General features: G+C 71.3%; 11 protein-coding genes. 6 read left to right on the plus strand and 5 right to left on the minus strand.

The window, feature by feature from the left end; genetic code table 11:
- Window positions 1-10: 10 nt before the first annotated feature.
- Window positions 11-655, minus strand: coding sequence for a DsbA family protein (locus ACGFYY_RS11165; protein WP_365267542.1), 645 nt, complete (start codon window positions 653-655; stop codon window positions 11-13).
- A gap of 139 nt (window positions 656-794) precedes the next feature.
- Here ACGFYY_RS11165 and pepN (ACGFYY_RS11170) point away from each other — a divergent pair, with 139 nt between their 5' ends.
- Together pepN (ACGFYY_RS11170) and ACGFYY_RS11175 are read left to right on the plus strand one after the other, a co-directional pair.
- Window positions 795-3,356, plus strand: a complete 2,562-nt coding sequence (pepN, locus tag ACGFYY_RS11170) for an aminopeptidase N (protein WP_365267540.1) — start codon at window positions 795-797, stop codon at window positions 3,354-3,356.
- A 257-nt stretch (window positions 3,357-3,613) separates the two neighbouring features.
- A complete protein-coding gene (locus ACGFYY_RS11175; protein ID WP_365267538.1) occupies window positions 3,614-4,576 on the plus strand; it encodes a hypothetical protein in 963 nt (320 codons plus the stop codon).
- On the opposite strand, the gene ACGFYY_RS11180 is transcribed toward ACGFYY_RS11175, so the two are convergent.
- Together ACGFYY_RS11180 and ACGFYY_RS11185 are read right to left on the minus strand one after the other, a co-directional pair.
- Window positions 4,552-5,439, minus strand: a complete 888-nt coding sequence (locus ACGFYY_RS11180) for a pyridoxamine 5'-phosphate oxidase family protein (protein ID WP_393708331.1) — start codon at window positions 5,437-5,439, stop codon at window positions 4,552-4,554. The two genes, ACGFYY_RS11175 and ACGFYY_RS11180, sit on opposite strands and share 25 nt — an antisense overlap.
- Window positions 5,436-5,897 (minus strand): VOC family protein, encoded by a 462-nt coding sequence (locus tag ACGFYY_RS11185; RefSeq protein WP_393708333.1) that lies wholly within the window; start codon window positions 5,895-5,897, stop codon window positions 5,436-5,438. The genes ACGFYY_RS11180 and ACGFYY_RS11185 overlap by 4 nt, the downstream gene beginning before the upstream one ends.
- 121 nt (window positions 5,898-6,018) lie before the next feature.
- On the opposite strand from ACGFYY_RS11185, the gene ACGFYY_RS11190 reads away from it, so the two are divergent.
- The 4 genes from ACGFYY_RS11190 to pepN (ACGFYY_RS11205) all read left to right on the plus strand — a co-directional run bounded on the left by ACGFYY_RS11190 (window position 6,019) and on the right by pepN (ACGFYY_RS11205) (window position 14,254).
- The gene (locus tag ACGFYY_RS11190) at window positions 6,019-6,579 is read left to right on the plus strand and encodes a CGNR zinc finger domain-containing protein (RefSeq protein ID WP_365267533.1); all 561 of its coding nucleotides are present in this window, start codon (window positions 6,019-6,021) and stop codon (window positions 6,577-6,579) included.
- A gap of 273 nt (window positions 6,580-6,852) precedes the next feature.
- Window positions 6,853-10,176, plus strand: a complete 3,324-nt coding sequence (locus ACGFYY_RS11195) for a S8 family serine peptidase (protein WP_393708336.1) — start codon at window positions 6,853-6,855, stop codon at window positions 10,174-10,176.
- Between the two features lie 322 nt (window positions 10,177-10,498).
- Complete coding sequence (locus tag ACGFYY_RS11200) at window positions 10,499-11,527, plus strand: aspartate-semialdehyde dehydrogenase (protein WP_393708338.1); 1,029 nt, start codon at window positions 10,499-10,501, stop codon at window positions 11,525-11,527.
- Window positions 11,528-11,668: 141 nt separating this feature from the next.
- Window positions 11,669-14,254, plus strand: a complete 2,586-nt coding sequence (pepN, locus tag ACGFYY_RS11205) for an aminopeptidase N (RefSeq protein WP_365267527.1) — start codon at window positions 11,669-11,671, stop codon at window positions 14,252-14,254.
- A gap of 115 nt (window positions 14,255-14,369) precedes the next feature.
- Here pepN (ACGFYY_RS11205) and ACGFYY_RS11210 read toward each other — a convergent pair whose 3' ends face one another.
- Together ACGFYY_RS11210 and ACGFYY_RS11215 are read right to left on the minus strand one after the other, a co-directional pair.
- Window positions 14,370-15,272, minus strand: a complete 903-nt coding sequence (locus tag ACGFYY_RS11210) for a LysR family transcriptional regulator (RefSeq protein WP_393708341.1) — start codon at window positions 15,270-15,272, stop codon at window positions 14,370-14,372.
- Between the two features lie 10 nt (window positions 15,273-15,282).
- Window positions 15,283-16,203 (minus strand): DMT family transporter, encoded by a 921-nt coding sequence (locus ACGFYY_RS11215; RefSeq protein ID WP_393708343.1) that lies wholly within the window; start codon window positions 16,201-16,203, stop codon window positions 15,283-15,285.
- Between the last annotated feature and the right edge of the window lie 43 nt (window positions 16,204-16,246).

Below are 16,246 nucleotides of genomic sequence, written 5' to 3' on the forward strand. Positions count from 1 at the left end.
GCGGGTCCGCCTACTCGAAAGAGGGGCCCTGGGTACGGGTGCGCTTGATCTCGTAGAAGCCCGGGGTCGAGGCGACGAGCAGGGTGCCGTCCCAGAGCCGGGCGGCCGCGTCGCCGCGCGGGGTCGGGGTGACGACCGGACCGAAGAAGGCCACATCGCCCTCGGCGCCCGGAACGGAGATCACCGGGGTGCCGACCTCCTGGCCCACCCGGTCGATCCCGTCGTTGTGCGAGGCCCGCAGCACCTCGTCGTACTCGTCCGAGTCGGCGTACGCGAGCAGCTCGGCCGGCAGGCCGACCTCGGCCAGTGCCTCGGCGATCACCTCGCGGGTCGGGCCCTTCTCGTCGTTGTGTATGCGGGTGCCGAGCGCGGTGTAGAGCTTGCCGGTGACTTCCTCACCGTGCTTCTGCTGCGCGGCGATCACCACGCGCACCGGGGCCCAGCCCTTGGGGCCGAGCAGCTCGCGGTAGACCTCGGGCAGCTCGTCGAGCTTGTTCTCGTTGAGCACCGCGAGGCTCATCACGTGCCAGCGGACCTCGACGTCGCGGACCTTCTCGACCTCGACCATCCAGCGGGACGTCATCCAGGCCCAAGGGCAGAGCGGGTCGAACCAGAAGTCGACCGGAGTCTTCTCGCGCACCTGGGTGTCGGTCATGTCTCTCCTCAGTCTCGGCGTGCGTCGCAAAAGGGCATCACTGGGCTCACGTTCCCCGTCACCAACCAGGACCGGGTGGCGCGCATTCCCTCGTGCGAGGATTCGACACAAGAACGCGATCACGCACGAAGGAGTGCATGTGCCCGGAGAGAATCTGTCCCGCGACGAGGCCCGCGAGCGGGCCGAGCTGCTGTCCGTCGACGGGTACGAGGTGGTCCTCGACATCCGGTCCGCGGTGGACGAGGCCGAACCGGCCGAGGGTCCGCGGACCTTCCGTTCGGTGACGACGATCCGCTTCCGGGCGGCGGGCACCGGCGCTGCCACCTTCGCGGACCTGATCGCACCCTCGGTCAACGCCGTGACCCTGAACGGGCGCGCGCTGGACGTGGCCGCCGTCTTCGACGGCTCCCGGATCGCCCTCGACGGCCTCGCCGCCGAGAACGTCCTCGTGGTCGACGCGAACTGCGCGTACAGCCGGACGGGCGAGGGCCTGCACCGCTTCGTCGACCCGGAGGACGGCGAGGTCTACCTCTACACCCAGTACGAGCCGGCCGACGCGCGGCGGGTGTACGCGAACTTCGAACAGCCCGACCTGAAGGCCCCGTACCGCTTCGAGGTGACGGCTCCCGACGGCTGGCAGGTGTGGAGCAACGGCGCGGAGGAGTCCCGCGACGCGGGTGTCTGGCGGTTCGCGGAGACCGCGCCGATCTCCACGTACATCACGTGCGTGGTCGCGGGCCCCTACCACTACGTGACGGACTCCTACACGCGCGGGGACCTGACCATCCCGCTGGGCGCGATGTGCCGCAAGGGTCTGGCGAAGCACTTCGACGCCGATGACATCTTCCTCGTCACCAAGCAGGGCTTCGACCTGTTCCACGAGCTCTTCGACTACCCCTACCCCTTCGGGAAATACGACCAGGCCTTCGTGCCGGAGTACAACCTGGGCGCGATGGAGAACCCGGGGATGGTGACCTTCCGCGAGGAGTACATCTTCCGCGGCAAGGTCACGCAGGCCTCGTACGAAGCGCGCGCGAACGTCATCCTGCACGAGATGGCGCACATGTGGTTCGGCGACCTGGTCACCATGAAGTGGTGGGACGACCTGTGGCTGAAGGAGTCCTTCGCCGACTTCATGGGCTCGTTCGGGCTCGTCGAGGCCACCCGCTTCGACCAGGCGTGGATCACCTTCGCCAACCGTCGCAAGTCGTGGGCCTACCGGGCCGACCAGCTGCCGTCAACGCACCCGATCACGGCCGACATCCGTGACCTGGAGGACGCCAAGCTGAACTTCGACGGCATCACCTACGCCAAGGGCGCCTCGGTGCTCAAGCAGCTCGTCGCCTATGTGGGACGGGAGGCCTTCCTGGAGGGCGCCCGGCGCTACTTCAAGGCCAACGCGTACGGGAACACCACGCTCGACGACCTGCTGTCGGTGCTCGCGGAGGTCTCCGGGCGGGACATGGCCACGTGGTCGCGGGCCTGGCTGCAGACCGCCGGTGTGAACGCGCTGACCCCGGCGATCACCTACGACGCGGGCGGCCGGGTGACGGAACTGGCCGTCGTGCAGGAGGGCGACGAGCTGCGCCCGCACCGGGTCGCGGTGGGCCTGTACCGGCTGGAGTCCGACGGGACGCTGGTCCGCTACGCACGGGCCGACGCGGACGTGTCGGGCGCGCGGACGGTGGTCGCCGAGCTGGCGGGCACGGAGCGCCCGGACCTGGTCCTGGTCAACGACGAGGACCTCACCTACTGCAAGATCCGCTTCGACGAGGGCTCCTTGGAGACCCTGCGGGCGCACCTCGGCGATCTGACGGACCCGCTCGCGCGGGCCCTTTGCTGGTCGGCGCTGTGGAACCTGACGCGTGACGGCCTGATGCCGGCCCGGGACTTCATCGCGCTGGTCCTCGCGCACGCGGGCCGCGAGAGCGACGTCGGCGTCCTGCAGATGCTGCACACGCAGGCCCTGACCTCGGTCACCCACTACGCGGCGCCCGCCTGGCGCGCGCAGGGCGGCCGGGAGCTGGCGGCGGGCGCGCTGCACGAGCTGCGGAACGCGGCGCCGGGGTCGGAGCACCAGCTGACGTGGGCCCGCTTCTTCGCGGCGAGCGCGGCGACGGAGGGCGACTTCCAGCTGCTGCTGGGCCTGCTGGCCGGTTCGGCCCGGATCGACGGGCTGGAGGTGGACCAGGAGCTGCGCTGGGACTTCCTGCTGCCGCTGGCCGCGCACGGGGCGGTGGACGAGGCGGCGCTGGCCACCGAACTGGCGCGCGACGACACGGCCTCGGGCAAGCGGCACCAGGTGCGGTGCCTGGCGGCGCGGCCCTCGCAGGCGGTGAAGGACCAGGCGTGGGCGGCGGTGGTCGAGTCGGACGCGCTGTCGAACGCGCTGGTGGAGGCGACGATCGCGGGCATGCAGCAGTCCTCGCAGCGGGGCTTGCTGGCGGGGTACGCGGGGCGCTACTTCGAGGTGATCGAACGGGTGTGGGCGGACCGGTCGATCCAGATCGCCATGGACGTGGTGAAGGGGCTGTACCCGTCGCTGCAGGGTGACTCCGCCACGCTGGAGGCCACCGACGCCTGGCTTTCGGCCCACGCGGACGGGGCTCCGGCCCTGCGCCGGCTGGTCCTGGAGGCCCGCGACGACCTGGCCCGGGCCTTGCGCGCCCAGGCCTGCGACGCCGCGGCGGCGGGCAACTAGCCCGCGGCTCGCTGCGGGGGCGCTGCCCCCGAACCCCCGCGCCTCAATCGTCGGCGGGGCTGGAATTGCCCTCCGGGCTTCCGGCCCCGCCTGGCGGTCCGGGGCGGAGCCCCGGCAGCGGCGCCGCGCCGGGTCCCCCGTACGGGCGCATCCCATCGGCAGTCGAACGCCCGTACTTTAGCCCCAGCTTGTCCGGATTTGTCGACGAGCGTGTAACAGGGGTTAGCAAGGCCATGGCCTGAGGGAATCACCGCGTCATGAACCACAACGCACCCCTCCCCCTCGCCCACCTCACCGGTAGCCGCCCCCGCGTGCTGACCCTCGCACAGCTGCGCGAGCACGGCGTCACCGCCTCCGACGCGACCGAGCGGTCCTGGCAGCAGATCCTGCCCGGGGTGTTCCTGCTCCACCCCGGTCCCGCGACCAGCGAGGAGCGGCTGCACGCGGCGCTGCTGTACGCGGGGCGGCGCGGCGGTGGCGAGGCCATGATCACCGGGCTGGCGGCGCTCGCCCTGTACCGGTTCAGCTCCGCGCCCCCGCTGCTCGCCCTCTCGCACGTCGACGTGCTCGTGCCCGGCACCCGGCGGCTGCGTTCCACCGGCGACGTGCGGATCGTACGGACGCACACCCCGCCTCGGTCCCAGGAGGTGACCGGGCTGCCGGTGGCCCCCGTCGCCCGGGCCGTCGCCGACGCCGTCGCCCAGCTCTCCGACGCCGGCACCGTGCGCCGCCTGCTGAGCGAGGCCGTCCGCGGCGGGCACTGCGAACCGGCCGCCGTCGTCCGGGAGCTGACCGTGGCCCGGCTGCTGAACCGGCCGCACGTCGTCGACGCCGTCGAGTCGCTGCTCGCGGAGGGGCGGGCCATCGCCGAGGACCGGCTGTACCACGTCGTCCGCGGCTACGAACTGCCCGACCCGGTCTGGAACGTCGACCTGCGACTGCCCGGCGGCCCCCACCTCGGCGGCGTCGACGCGTACTGGCCCGAACACTCCGTCGCCGTGGAGATCGACACCCGCGCCCCGCGCCAGGGCGAGGACGAGCAGTGGTCCGAGTCCGTGCGCAAGCGCGAGACGCTGGAGCGACTCGGGGTGACCGTCATCCACATCACCCCGCGCAAGCTCCGCGACTGGCCCGAGCAGCAGGCCGCGGTCATCCGGACCGCCCTGACGGCCGCCGACGACCGGGAACCCGCCGCCTACCTGGTCGTACTGCCCAGGTGAGGCGAGTACTCCGGGGCGCTCCAGAGCAGCCGCCCCGGGTGCACGCTCTCCACCACCGACTCCACCCGGAAACGGGTGCGGCGGCTCCCGTCGGCCTCGAACTCCGTCCGGGCCCGGCCGCTGAGTTGAAGGACCCCTCCGCTCTCCCAGTCCGGGAGGAGCAGCCCGGCCCGTGGGTCGACCGTCAGGTTCCCCAGGGTCAGGAACATGGCGTTGCCCGCGAAGTCCGGCCAGGCCAGTTCGACCGGCGAGAGGACCTCCACGAAGCCCGGCAGTCCGCCCCGGTGACTGGCGTCGACCCCGTCCGCCTCCGCCGTGGTGGCGATGAAGAAGGTGTCGGCCTCCCGCACGGTCCGCCGCTGGTCGGGGGTCAGCGCCTCCCCGCGGCGCACGACTCCGCTCCCCTCCGCGACGCGTTCCAGCGGCTGCCGCTTCTGCAGGTACTTGGGGCAGTTGGCGAAGACCTGCTCGGCCTCGACGGCGAAGCCCCGGGGTGTGGCCGCGAGGGTTCCGTTCAGCCTCATCCGGCGCCGGGTGCGCGGGTCGAGCGCGATGGTCCCGATCCGCGTCCCGTCCGTGACCAGTGCCTCCGCGAGGGGGTCTCCGGCGGGGGCTCCTCCGGCGACGGAGATCCGGTGCGGGCCGGTGGCCCGCACGAAGCCGGGCGGGCCGGTGAGCAGGGAGGCCCACATCCGGCCGGCGTCGTCCGCGGCCCCGACGACCAGGTGCGGCTGCAGCTCCAGGAAGGCCGCGGCGACGTCGCGGATGCCCGTACCGATCGAGCGGCCGACGTGCTCGGCCGGCCCGCGCACGCCGACCCGCTCCTGCACCGCCAGCGACCCCCGGTGGTAGACGCCGCTCATGAGAAGAACCCGCAGGTCGGCGCCCCCGCGGTGGGGGCGGGAGCACCCTCGGCACCGGTCGGCACGGAGATCTCCAGGCGGATGCCGTCGGGGTCGTGGAAGAAGATGCCGCCGGAGGCCACGCCCTCGCGGTGCGCGACGACGCCCTCGTAGGCGAACGCGACGCCCAGGCCGCGCAACCGCTCCTCGTAGGCGCGCACCTCCTCGACGGCGTCGGCCGAGAACGCCAGGTGGTGCAGTCCGGCCGCGGCCGGGGCGTAGGCGCCGTCGGCCTGCTGCCAGAGCGTGAGGACGAGCTCGCCGTCCCGGCCGAGGAAGGCGAAGCGGCGGCCCTCCTCCTTGCCCTCGCCGAGGACCTGGAAGTCGAGGGCGTCCCGGTAGAAGGCGAGCGAGCGCTCCAGATCGGTGACGTTCAGGCCGATGTGCCCGGTACGGAGCTCGCTGATGGCGGTGGTCATGACGGGTCCTCCCCAGAGATCGTTCCACAATGACTAACCTTCTAAATTCAAGTTAGAGGTTAGGTCGATCCGCGTCAACCGTTCACGTATCCTTGAGGGGTTAGCGAGCGAGGAGACGGACATGGCGACGGCGGACCCACGACCCCTGACCGGGGAGCCGATCGCCCTCGACCTGCTGAACACCCGCTGGATGCGCGAGGGGGCACTGGTCGACCTCTTCGCGGGGGCCTTCGGCCTGAGTAGGGTCGAAGGACTGGCGGTCTGGCTGGAGAGCACCGGTCTGGCCGGTCGCTTCCGGGCCGACGCGGCGACCCTCGTCCACCTGATGACCGCGCGCGAGGCCCTGGCCCGCGCCGTCGCGGACCCGACCGACGAGAGCGCTCGCACCCTGGTCGACGCCGTACTGGAGCACGGCCGCATCCGCGCCACCCTGACCGCCGAAGGGCCGGGCGAGCGCGCCGAGTTCGACGACCCCACCTGGGGTCCGGCCTGGACGGCGGCCAGGAACTACCTGGAACTGCTGGGTACCGCGCCCGAGCGGATCCACAAGTGCGCCTCCGAGACCTGCGTCCTGCACTTCCACGACACCTCGCGCAACGGCACGCGTCGCTGGTGCTCGATGGCCGCCTGCGGAAACCGGGCGAAAGCCTCACGTCATTACGCGCGCACGCGCGAGCGCTGAGCGCGCGAAATCTGTCACACCCGCACCGGGGCGCTATCGCGTCCCGGTGCTGACGTAGGGCCGCCAAGTCGATAAATCGATCGATCAGCCCCTACGGTTCGCACCGTTGTGCCCCGGTTGGGCCGCGCCGGCGCATTCTTCGCGCCGGCGGGAGTCCGCCATGACAGGTCTCGGTCAATGACAACTCTCCCCAAAGAGCTGTCGCTTAGGCCAAGCTGACCGGTCATCCGGCACCGAAATCCGGACCGTATCTTTCACTTACCAGGGATGCTGATGACCCTCGAATCCCCCAGCTCCATATCCGGGGCCAGACGCGTCGCGCGCGTCGCGGCCGCGGCCGGTCTGGTCGCCGCTCTCGCGGCCACCGGCGCCGGGCCCGTCTTCGCGGCGACCGGCGCGGACACCCCGGGCACCTCGCCCGCGGTCAAGTCCGCGGAGCAGAAGCTCGGTTCGGCCGACGCCGAACTGCTTCAGCAGGCCAAGGCCAAGGGTGACGCCAACGTCACCGTCATGGTCGCGACCGCTCCCGGCCAGACCAAGCAGGTGGCGGACCAGCTCGGCTCGGTCCAGGGCGCCTCGGTGGGCCAGACGTACGACAACCTCGGTTACGTACGCGCCACCCTGCCCACCGGCAAGGCCGACGCCGCGCTCAAGGCGGCCGCCAAGCTGTCCTCGGTGCACGGCATCGACCTGCGGCACGAGATCCAGCTGCCGGACCCGCGCCCCGAGGCGGACCGCTCGACCGGCGCGGTGAAGAAGACCGCCGCCGAGACCTACGCGGCGCCGGACAAGAACACCCCCGCGAAGAACCCGTACAACCCGTCCTTCGAGACCGGCGCCGTCGACTTCGTGAAGGACAACCCGCAGGCCGACGGCCGCGGCGTCACCATCGGCATCATGGACTCGGGCATCGACCTCGGTCACCCGGCCCTGCAGAAGACCACCACCGGCGAGCGCAAGATCGTCGACTGGGTCACGGCGACCGACCCGATCACGGACAACGACGCCACCTGGCGCCCCCAGATCACCCCGGTCACCTCCAGCGGCGGTAGCTTCACCGCGGGCGGTCAGAGCTGGAAGGCCCCGGAGGGCAGCTTCCAGTGGAGCCGCTTCACCGAGTCCATCACCGCCACCGGTGACATGGCCGGCGACGTCAACCGCGACGGTGACACCACCGACCGGTTCGGCCTGCTCTACGACGCCGCCGCCGGCACCGTCCGCGTCGACACCGACCAGGACGGCGACTTCACGAACAACGAGCCGATGAAGCCGTACAAGGACGGCTACCAGATCGGCTACTTCGGCACGGACAACCCGGCGACCGACGTCGCCGAGCGCATCCCGTTCGTGATCGAGATCCGCAAGGACGTCCCGATGGACCCGCTGGGCGGTGACTGGGTCGGCAAGAAGGCCGACTTCGTCAACGTCGGCATCATCGAGTCGGAGCACGGCACCCACGTCGCCGGCATCACCTCCGCCAACGGCCTCTTCGGCGGCGCGATGAACGGCGAGGCGCCCGGCGCCAAGCTCGTCTCCTCGCGCGCCTGCTCCTGGTCCGGCGGCTGCACCAACATCGCGCTGACCGAGGGCATGATCGACCTCGTCGTCAACCGCGGCGTGGACATCGTCAACATGTCCATCGGTGGCCTGCCGGCGCTGAACGACGGCAACAACGCGCGCTCCGAGCTCTACAAGAACCTCATCGACACCTACGGCGTCCAGCTGGTCATCTCGGCCGGCAACTCGGGCCCGGGCGTCAACACCATCGGCGACCCGGCTCTCGCGGACAAGGTCATCTCCGTGGGCGCGTCGGTCTCCAAGGAGACCTGGGCCGCCAACTACGGCTCCGGTGTGAGCGCGAAGTACAACATGTTCCCCTTCTCCTCGCGCGGTCCGCGTGAGGACGGCGGCTTCACGCCGACCATCAGCGCCCCCGGCGCGGCCATCAACACCATCCAGACCTGGCTGCCCGGCGCCCCGGTGAAGGAGGCCGGCTACACCCTGCCGGCCGGTTACGGCATGCTCCAGGGCACCTCGATGGCCTCGCCGCAGGCGGCGGGCGCCAGCGCCCTGCTGATCTCGGCCGCCAAGCAGCACAACATCAAGCTGACGCCGGCCTCCCTGCGGGTCGCGCTCACCACGGCCGCCAAGAAGATCGACAACGTCCCCGCGCACGCGCAGGGTTCGGGTCTGATCGACATCCCCGGCGCGTGGGAGTCCATCCAGCGCGACGCGAAGGCCAACGAGTTCACCGTCAAGGCGCCGGTCGACACCGCGATCGACCAGTTCCTGAAGACCCCGGGCTTCGGCACCGGCCTGTACGACCGTGAGGGCGGCCTCAAGGTCGGCCAGAAGAAGGTCTACAACGTCGTCGTCACCCGCACCACGGGCGTCAAGTACGGCACCCGGCACGATCTGAGCTGGCGCAACAACGACGGGACCTTCAAGGTCATCGGCGGCTACGACTACGTCACCCTGCCGCTGAACAAGCCCGTCACCATCAAGGTCGAGGCCAACGCCAAGTCGGCGGGCGTCCACAGCGGCATCCTGCAGCTGGACGACGAGACCACCGAGGGCATCGACAAGCAGATCCTGACGACCGTCGTGGCTTCCGCCCCCCTGGCCGCGCCGTCGTTCGCCCTGTCGCAGTCCGCCTCGGTGCAGCGCAACAGCCACAAGTCGTACTTCGTGACCGTCCCGGCGGGCGCCAAGAGCCTCGAGGTCGCCCTCGGCGGTCTCGCGGCCGGCAGCCAGACGCGCTTCATCGCGATCCACCCTTACGGCACCCCGGTGGACCCGACGGCCACGACCAACTGCTACCCGAACTACGACAACCCGGCCAACACCTGCCGCCCCGACGTGCGCTCGTACCCCGAGCCCACCCCGGGTGTCTGGGAGATCGAGGTCGAGGCCCGTCGTACGTCTCCGGTGCTCGACAACCCGTTCAAGCTGGACGTCTCCGTGCTCGGCGCGGCCTTCGACCCCGCGGTCAAGGTCCTGCCCGAGGTGAAGCAGGGCACCCCCGCCCCGGTCCAGTGGAGCGTCAAGAACGCGGGCGCGGCCATCTCCGGCGGCAAGCTCGTCGGCGGTCCGCTCGGTTCCGCGAAGGTCGCCAAGCCGACCATCACCCCCGGTGAGACCCACTCCACCGAGATCGTGGTGCCCGCGGGCACCTCGCGCCTCGACGTCGCGATCGGCAAGGTGTCCGACACCGCCGCCGACCTCGACCTGGAGGTCTACAAGGACGGCGTCAAGGTCGGCTCGGCCGCCGACGGCGACTCCGAGGAGGCCGTGAGCCTGGTCAACCCGGCCGCGGGCACCTACACCGTCAAGGTGATCGGCTACGCGATCCCGTCCGGCACCACCACGTACGACTACCGCGACGTGTTCTTCTCGGCCGCCCTGGGCTCCGTCCAGGTCGACGAGGCCGCCACGGTGAACCTCGCCACCGGCGCCACCGCGCAGGTCTCGGCGAACGTCCTGGTCACCAGCCCGGCCCCCGAGGGCCGGCAGTTCTTCGGCCAGGTCCAGCTGCTCAACGCCCGCGGCACCGCCGCCGGCACCGGCAGCGTGCAGATCGAGAAGGTCCTCCCGTAGGACCCTGCGGCTGGACGAACCCGAGGGGGCGGCGCTCTGACGAGCACCGCCCCCTCGGGCCGTTCGGGATCCCCCGGATCGGCGGTCCGCCCTCCGGTCGGCCACGTCCGGAGAGCGGACACGACGGAACGGCCACCGACCGGCTCCGACCAGGCGAAACGGGTGCTCGGAGGCCTCGCGACACGCCCACCACGAACGCGCCACAAGGGTTCACATCCAGGACACCGTCCGTACCTCGGACAATGGATTGGACAAGGCTCGTGGGGTCGAACGCATGATGGCTTCACGCGCGCCCGCGTCGTACGTACCAAAAGGAGTCACCGTGAGGGTCGGAATCGTCGGAGCCACCGGACAGGTCGGCGGAGTCATGCGCGGCATCCTCGCCGAGCGGAAGTTCCCGGTGGACGAGCTGCGGCTGTTCGCCTCGGCCCGTTCCGCGGGCTCCACCCTCGAATGGGAGGGCCAGGAGATCACCATCGAGGACGCCTCCACGGCCGACTACGCGGGCCTGGACATCGTGCTCTTCTCCGCGGGCGGCGCCACCTCCCGGGCCCTGGCCGAGAAGGTCGCCTCCCAGGGCGCCGTCGTGATCGACAACTCCTCCGCCTGGCGCAGCCACCCGGAGGTCCCCCTCGTGGTCTCCGAGGTCAACCCGCACGCGATCAAGAACCGCCCCAAGGGCATCATCGCGAACCCGAACTGCACCACCATGGCCGCGATGCCGGTGCTGCGCCCGCTGCACGACGAGGCCGGCCTGACCGCGCTGATCGCCACCACCTACCAGGCCGTCTCCGGCTCGGGCCTGGCCGGTGTGGCCGAGCTCAAGGGCCAGGCCTGCGCGGTGGCCGAGGCCGCCGACCAGCTGACCTTCGACGGCGACGCGGTGGCCTTCCCCGAGCCGGCCGTCTACAAGCGCCCGATCGCCTACAACGTGGTCCCGCTCGCGGGCAACCTGGTCGACGACGGGTCCTTCGAGACCGACGAGGAGCAGAAGCTCCGCAACGAGTCCCGCAAGATCCTGGAGATCCCTGGGCTCAAGGTCTCCGGCACCTGCGTGCGCGTCCCGGTCTTCTCCGGCCACTCCCTGCAGGTCAACGCGCGCTTCGCGAACCCGATCAGCGTCGAGCGCGCCTACGAGCTGCTGAAGGACGCCCCCGGCGTCGAGCTCTCGGAGATCCCGACCCCCCTGCAGGCGGCGGGCAAGGACGCCTCGTACGTGGGCCGCATCCGCTCCGACGAGACGGTGGAGAACGGCCTCGCGCTGTTCCTGTCCAACGACAACCTGCGCAAGGGCGCGGCCCTGAACGCGGTGCAGATCGCCGAGCTCGTGGCCGAGGAGCTGCGCGGCTGATCCCGCCCACCCGACGCGAGGGCGGCACCGTCACGGTGCCGCCCTCGCGCGCGTTTTTTCGCCCGTGGATTACTCCGGGGCGGTGACGGTGTCCGGATGGCAGGATGGCCGGGCAACGTCACCATCGAAGGAGATGAACGCGTGCCTGGCACGAATCTCACCCGTGAAGAGGCTCAGCAGCGGGCCAAGCTGCTGACCGTCGACTCCTACGAGATCGAACTCGATCTCAGCGGCGCACAGGAGGGTGGCACCTACCCGTCCGTGACCACCGTGCGCTTCCAGTCGACCGAGGCCGGGGGCGAGACTTTCATCGACCTGGTCGCTCCGGCCGTGCACGAGGTCGTCCTCAACGGCAGGTCGCTGGACGTCGCCGCCGTCTTCCACGACTCCCGGATCGCGCTGAGCGACCTGGCGGCCGGCGCCAACGAGCTCCGGGTCGTCGCGGACTGCGCGTACACGAACACCGGTGAGGGCCTCCACCGCTTCGTCGACCCGGTCGACCAGCAGGCATACCTCTACACCCAGTTCGAGGTACCGGACGCGCGGCGAGTCTTCGCCAGCTTCGAGCAGCCCGACCTGAAGGCCACGTTCCAGTTCACCGTGACGGCCCCCGAGGGCTGGACGGTCATCTCGAACTCCCCGACCCCGGAGGCCGCGGACGTCAAGGACAACGTCTGGCGCTTCGAGCCGACCCCGCGCATCTCCTCGTACATCACCGCGCTGATCGTCGGTCCGTACCACGCGGTACACAGCTCCTACGAGGGCCCGGACGGCCAGTCGGTACCGCTCGGCATCTACTGCCGCCCCTCGCTCGCCGAGTTCCTCGACGCGGACGCGATCTTCGACGTCACCCGGCAGGGCTTCGACTGGTTCCAGGAGAAGTTCGCCTACGCGTACCCCTTCGCCAAGTACGACCAGCTCTTCGTCCCGGAGTTCAACGCGGGCGCCATGGAGAACGCGGGCGCGGTCACCATCCGCGACCAGTACGTCTTCCGCTCGAAGGTGACGGACGCGGCGTACGAGGTGCGCGCGGAGACGATCCTCCACGAGCTGGCGCACATGTGGTTCGGCGACCTGGTCACCATGGAGTGGTGGAACGACCTGTGGCTGAACGAGTCCTTCGCGACGTACACCTCGATCGCCTGCCAGGCCTACGCCGAGGGTTCGAAGTGGCCGCACGCGTGGACCACCTTCGCCAACTCCATGAAGACCTGGGCGTACCGGCAGGACCAGCTGCCCTCCACGCACCCGATCATGGCCGACATCCGTGACCTCGACGACGTCATGGTCAACTTCGACGGCATCACGTACGCCAAGGGCGCCTCGGTGCTCAAGCAGCTCGTGGCCTACGTCGGCATGGACGCCTTCTTCAAGGGCGTGCAGGCGTACTTCAAGGCGCACGCCTTCGGGAACACCCGCCTGTCCGACCTGCTGGGCGCCCTGGAGGAGACCTCGGGCCGTGACCTGGCCGCCTGGTCGAAGGCGTGGCTGGAGACGGCCGGCATCAACATCCTGCGCCCGGAGGTCACCACCGACGAGAACGGTGTGATCACCGCCTTCGGCATCCGCCAGGAGGCGCCCGCGCTGCCCGCCGGCGCCAAGGGCGAGTCCACCCTGCGCCCGCACCGCATCGCGGTCGGCCTGTACGAGCTCCAGGACGGCGCCCTCGTGCGCACCGACCGGATCGAGCTGGACATCGACGGCGCGCTCACCACGGTGCCGGAGCTGGTCGGCCGCACCCGTCCGGCGGTCTTCCTGCTGAACGACGACGACCTGTCCTACGCGAAGGTCCGCCTGGACGAGGAGTCCCTGGCCACCGTCACCGCGCACATCGGCGACTTCACCGAGTCCCTGCCGCGCGCCCTGTGCTGGGCCTCGGCCTGGGACATGACCCGCGACGGCGAGCTCGCCACCCGCGACTACCTCGCGCTGGTCCTCTCGGGCATCGGCAAGGAGTCCGACATCGGCGTGGTCCAGTCGCTGCACCGCCAGGTGAAGCTGGCCATCGACCTGTACGCCGCCCCGGCGTGGCGGGAGGAGGGCCTGGCGGCCTGGACCGAGGCCACCCTGGAGCACCTGCGCGGCGCCGAGCCGGCGGGCGACCACCAGCTGGCGTGGGCGCGCGCCTTCGCGGCCACCGCCCGTACCGAGGGGCAGCTGACCTACCTGTCGGCGCTGCTGGACGGCGCGGCCGAGATCGAGGGCCTGGCCGTCGACACCGAGCTGCGCTGGACGTTCCTGGAGCGGCTCGTCGCGACGGGTGTCGCCGGGGAGCCGGCCATCGCCGCGGAGCTGAAGCGGGACGCCACGGCGGCCGGCGAGCGCCACGCGGCGACCGCCCGGGCGGCGCGCCCGACGGCGGAGGCCAAGGCCGAGGCGTGGGCCTCGGTGGTGGAGTCCGGCGACCTGCCGAACGCGGTCCAGGAGGCGGTGATCGGCGGCTTCGTCCAGACCGACCAGCGCGAGCTGCTGGCCCCGTACACCGAGAAGTTCTTCTCGGCGGTCAAGGACGTCTGGGAGAACCGCAGCCACGAGATCGCCCAGCAGATCGCGGTGGGCCTCTACCCGGCGCTGCAGGTCTCGCAGGCGACGCTGGACGCGACGGACGCGTGGCTGGCCTCGGCCGAGCCGAACGCGGCGCTGCGCCGCCTGATCTCGGAGTCCCGCGCGGGCGTCGAGCGGGCGCTGAAGGCCCAGGCGGCGGACGCGGCTGCCGCTCAGGTCTGACGGCTCGCACCGTAGCCGGGGCTCCGCCCCGGACCCCGCGCCTCAAACGCCGGCGAGGCTGGTTTTTCAGCCCGTCCGGCGTTTGAGGACCGGGTCCGGGCGGAGCCCGGCCCCCCTACCGACGGGCCGAGGCCACCTCGCGGAGGGCCGCCAGGACGTGGGCCAGCGCCGGCGCGGACTCGGCGCCGCGGCGGACCGCGGCGAGCACGTGCCGCGTCGGGCGGTCCCGCGACAGCACCCGGACGGCCACGCCCGAGGCGCGGCTCGACACCATCCGGGGCACCAGCGCCACCCCCATCCCCGCCTCCACCATCGCCAGGATCGCGGTCCAGCCGGAGGCCGAGTGCGCCTGTTCCGGGACGAAGCCCGCCGCCTCGCACGCGGACCGGGCGATCTCCGACCAGGGGCCGCTGCCCCCGTAGATCCACGGGTCGCCGGACAGGTCCGCCAGCCGCAGATCGGCCGCGGCCGCCAGCGGGTGGCCCGGCGGGAGCGCCACGTCCAGCGGGTCCTCCAGGAGCGCCACCCGGGTGAACCGGGGATCCCGCGCGGTCGGCGCGTGGGCGGTGAGGGACAGCGCCAGGTCCACGCCCCCGGCCGAGAGCAGCTCGTAGGCCTCGGCCGCCTCCGTCTCCCGGACCCGGATCTCCACCCCTGGGTGGGTCCGCCGCAGCGCCGCCACCGCCGGGACCACGAGCGCCGGTACGGCGGTGGAGAAGGCGCCCACCCGTACCTCGCCCGTGTCGCCGGCGAGGTATCCGGCCAGTTCCGCGTCGGCCCGCTCCAGCTGCGCGAACACCGCCTCCGTGTGCCGCAGGACGAGGTGGGCCGCGTCCGTGAGCCGTACCCGGCGGCCCTCGGCCTCCAGCAGCGCCACGCCGAGTTGCCGGGCCAGGTTCGTCAGTTGCTGCGATACGGCCGAGGGCGTCATGTGGAGCGCCTCGGCCGCTCGGGTCACGGTCCCCTGGTCGGCGAGGGTCCGCAGGATCCGCAGCTTCTTGATGTCCCACTCGGTCATGGGCCCGAACCTACCGCCGGGCACTCCCCAGCCCGACTCCGCCGAGGATGAGCGCCATGCAGAGCAGCTGCGCCGGTCCGGTCCGCTCGCCCAGGAGCAGGAAGCCGAGCCCGGCCACGCACACCGGCTGGAGGTAGTAGACGACTCCCGCGCGGGCGGCGCCGATCATCGAGACGGCCTTGTTCCAGGCGAAGAAGGCGACGGCCGAGGAGAACACCCCGACGTACAGCAGCGGTACGACCGTCCCGGTGGTGACCTCGAAGCCGCCCTGGACGGAGACGGAGACGGCGTAGGCGGGTGCCAGCATCAGCGCGCCGAGCACGAAGGTGGTGATCAGGAAGGCCAGTCCGCCGAGTTCGGCGGGCTTGCGCCGCAGCAGGGCGCTGTACGTGGCGAAGGAGAGGGCGGCCGCGAACATCCACAGGTCTCCGGCGCCGAAGTCGAAGCCGATCGAGCCGTCCCCGACGAGCAGCAGCACCCCGAGGGCGGCGAGCAGGATGCCGAAGGTCCGTCGTGCGCCGAGCCGTTCGCCGCCGAGGCGGGCGTAGAGCGCCATGATGACGGGCGAGGCGGCCATGATCATGCCCATGTTGGAGGCGGAGGTGGTCAGTCCGGCCTGGTGCACGAGCGTGTTGTAGAGGGTGACGCCGAACAGCGAGGCGAGGGTGATGAAGCCGAGGTGCCGCCGGATCAGGGCCCGCTGCTGCCATGCCTGGCGGGCGGCGAAGGGGGCGACGGCCAGCAGGGCGATGATCCAGCGCCAGAAGACCGCCTGGACGGGTGGGACGGTTTCGGCCATGCCCCGGGTGGCGACGAAGCTGCCGGACCAGACGACCGTCGCGAGCAGGGCGAGGAGCGCGCCGAGCCCGGCGGCACCTTTCTTCCCCGTGCTGCCGGGCTTGGCTTGCGAGACGGTACGGACGCGGTCCATGACGGCCACTGTGGGTCTGCTCCTCGGGGTGGGTCGGTGGTGT

Source organism: Streptomyces sp. NPDC048331 (assembly GCF_043201215.1).
Lineage (GTDB): Bacteria > Actinomycetota > Actinomycetes > Streptomycetales > Streptomycetaceae > Streptomyces.

Bases quoted from the DNA above. Each gene is read 5' to 3' on its own strand.
- ACGFYY_RS11175 (WP_365267538.1), top strand. From the start codon at position 3,614: ATGAACCACAACGCACCCCTCCCCCTCGCCCACCTCACCGGTAGCCGC.
- ACGFYY_RS11195 (WP_393708336.1), top strand. From the start codon at position 6,853: ATGACCCTCGAATCCCCCAGCTCCATATCCGGGGCCAGACGCGTCGCG.
- ACGFYY_RS11190 (WP_365267533.1), top strand. From the start codon at position 6,019: ATGGCGACGGCGGACCCACGACCCCTGACCGGGGAGCCGATCGCCCTC.
- ACGFYY_RS11180 (WP_393708331.1), bottom strand. From the start codon at position 5,439: ATGAGCGGCGTCTACCACCGGGGGTCGCTGGCGGTGCAGGAGCGGGTC.
- ACGFYY_RS11165 (WP_365267542.1), bottom strand. From the start codon at position 655: ATGACCGACACCCAGGTGCGCGAGAAGACTCCGGTCGACTTCTGGTTC.
- ACGFYY_RS11210 (WP_393708341.1), bottom strand. From the start codon at position 15,272: ATGACCGAGTGGGACATCAAGAAGCTGCGGATCCTGCGGACCCTCGCC.
- ACGFYY_RS11185 (WP_393708333.1), bottom strand. From the start codon at position 5,897: ATGACCACCGCCATCAGCGAGCTCCGTACCGGGCACATCGGCCTGAAC.
- ACGFYY_RS11215 (WP_393708343.1), bottom strand. From the start codon at position 16,203: ATGGACCGCGTCCGTACCGTCTCGCAAGCCAAGCCCGGCAGCACGGGG.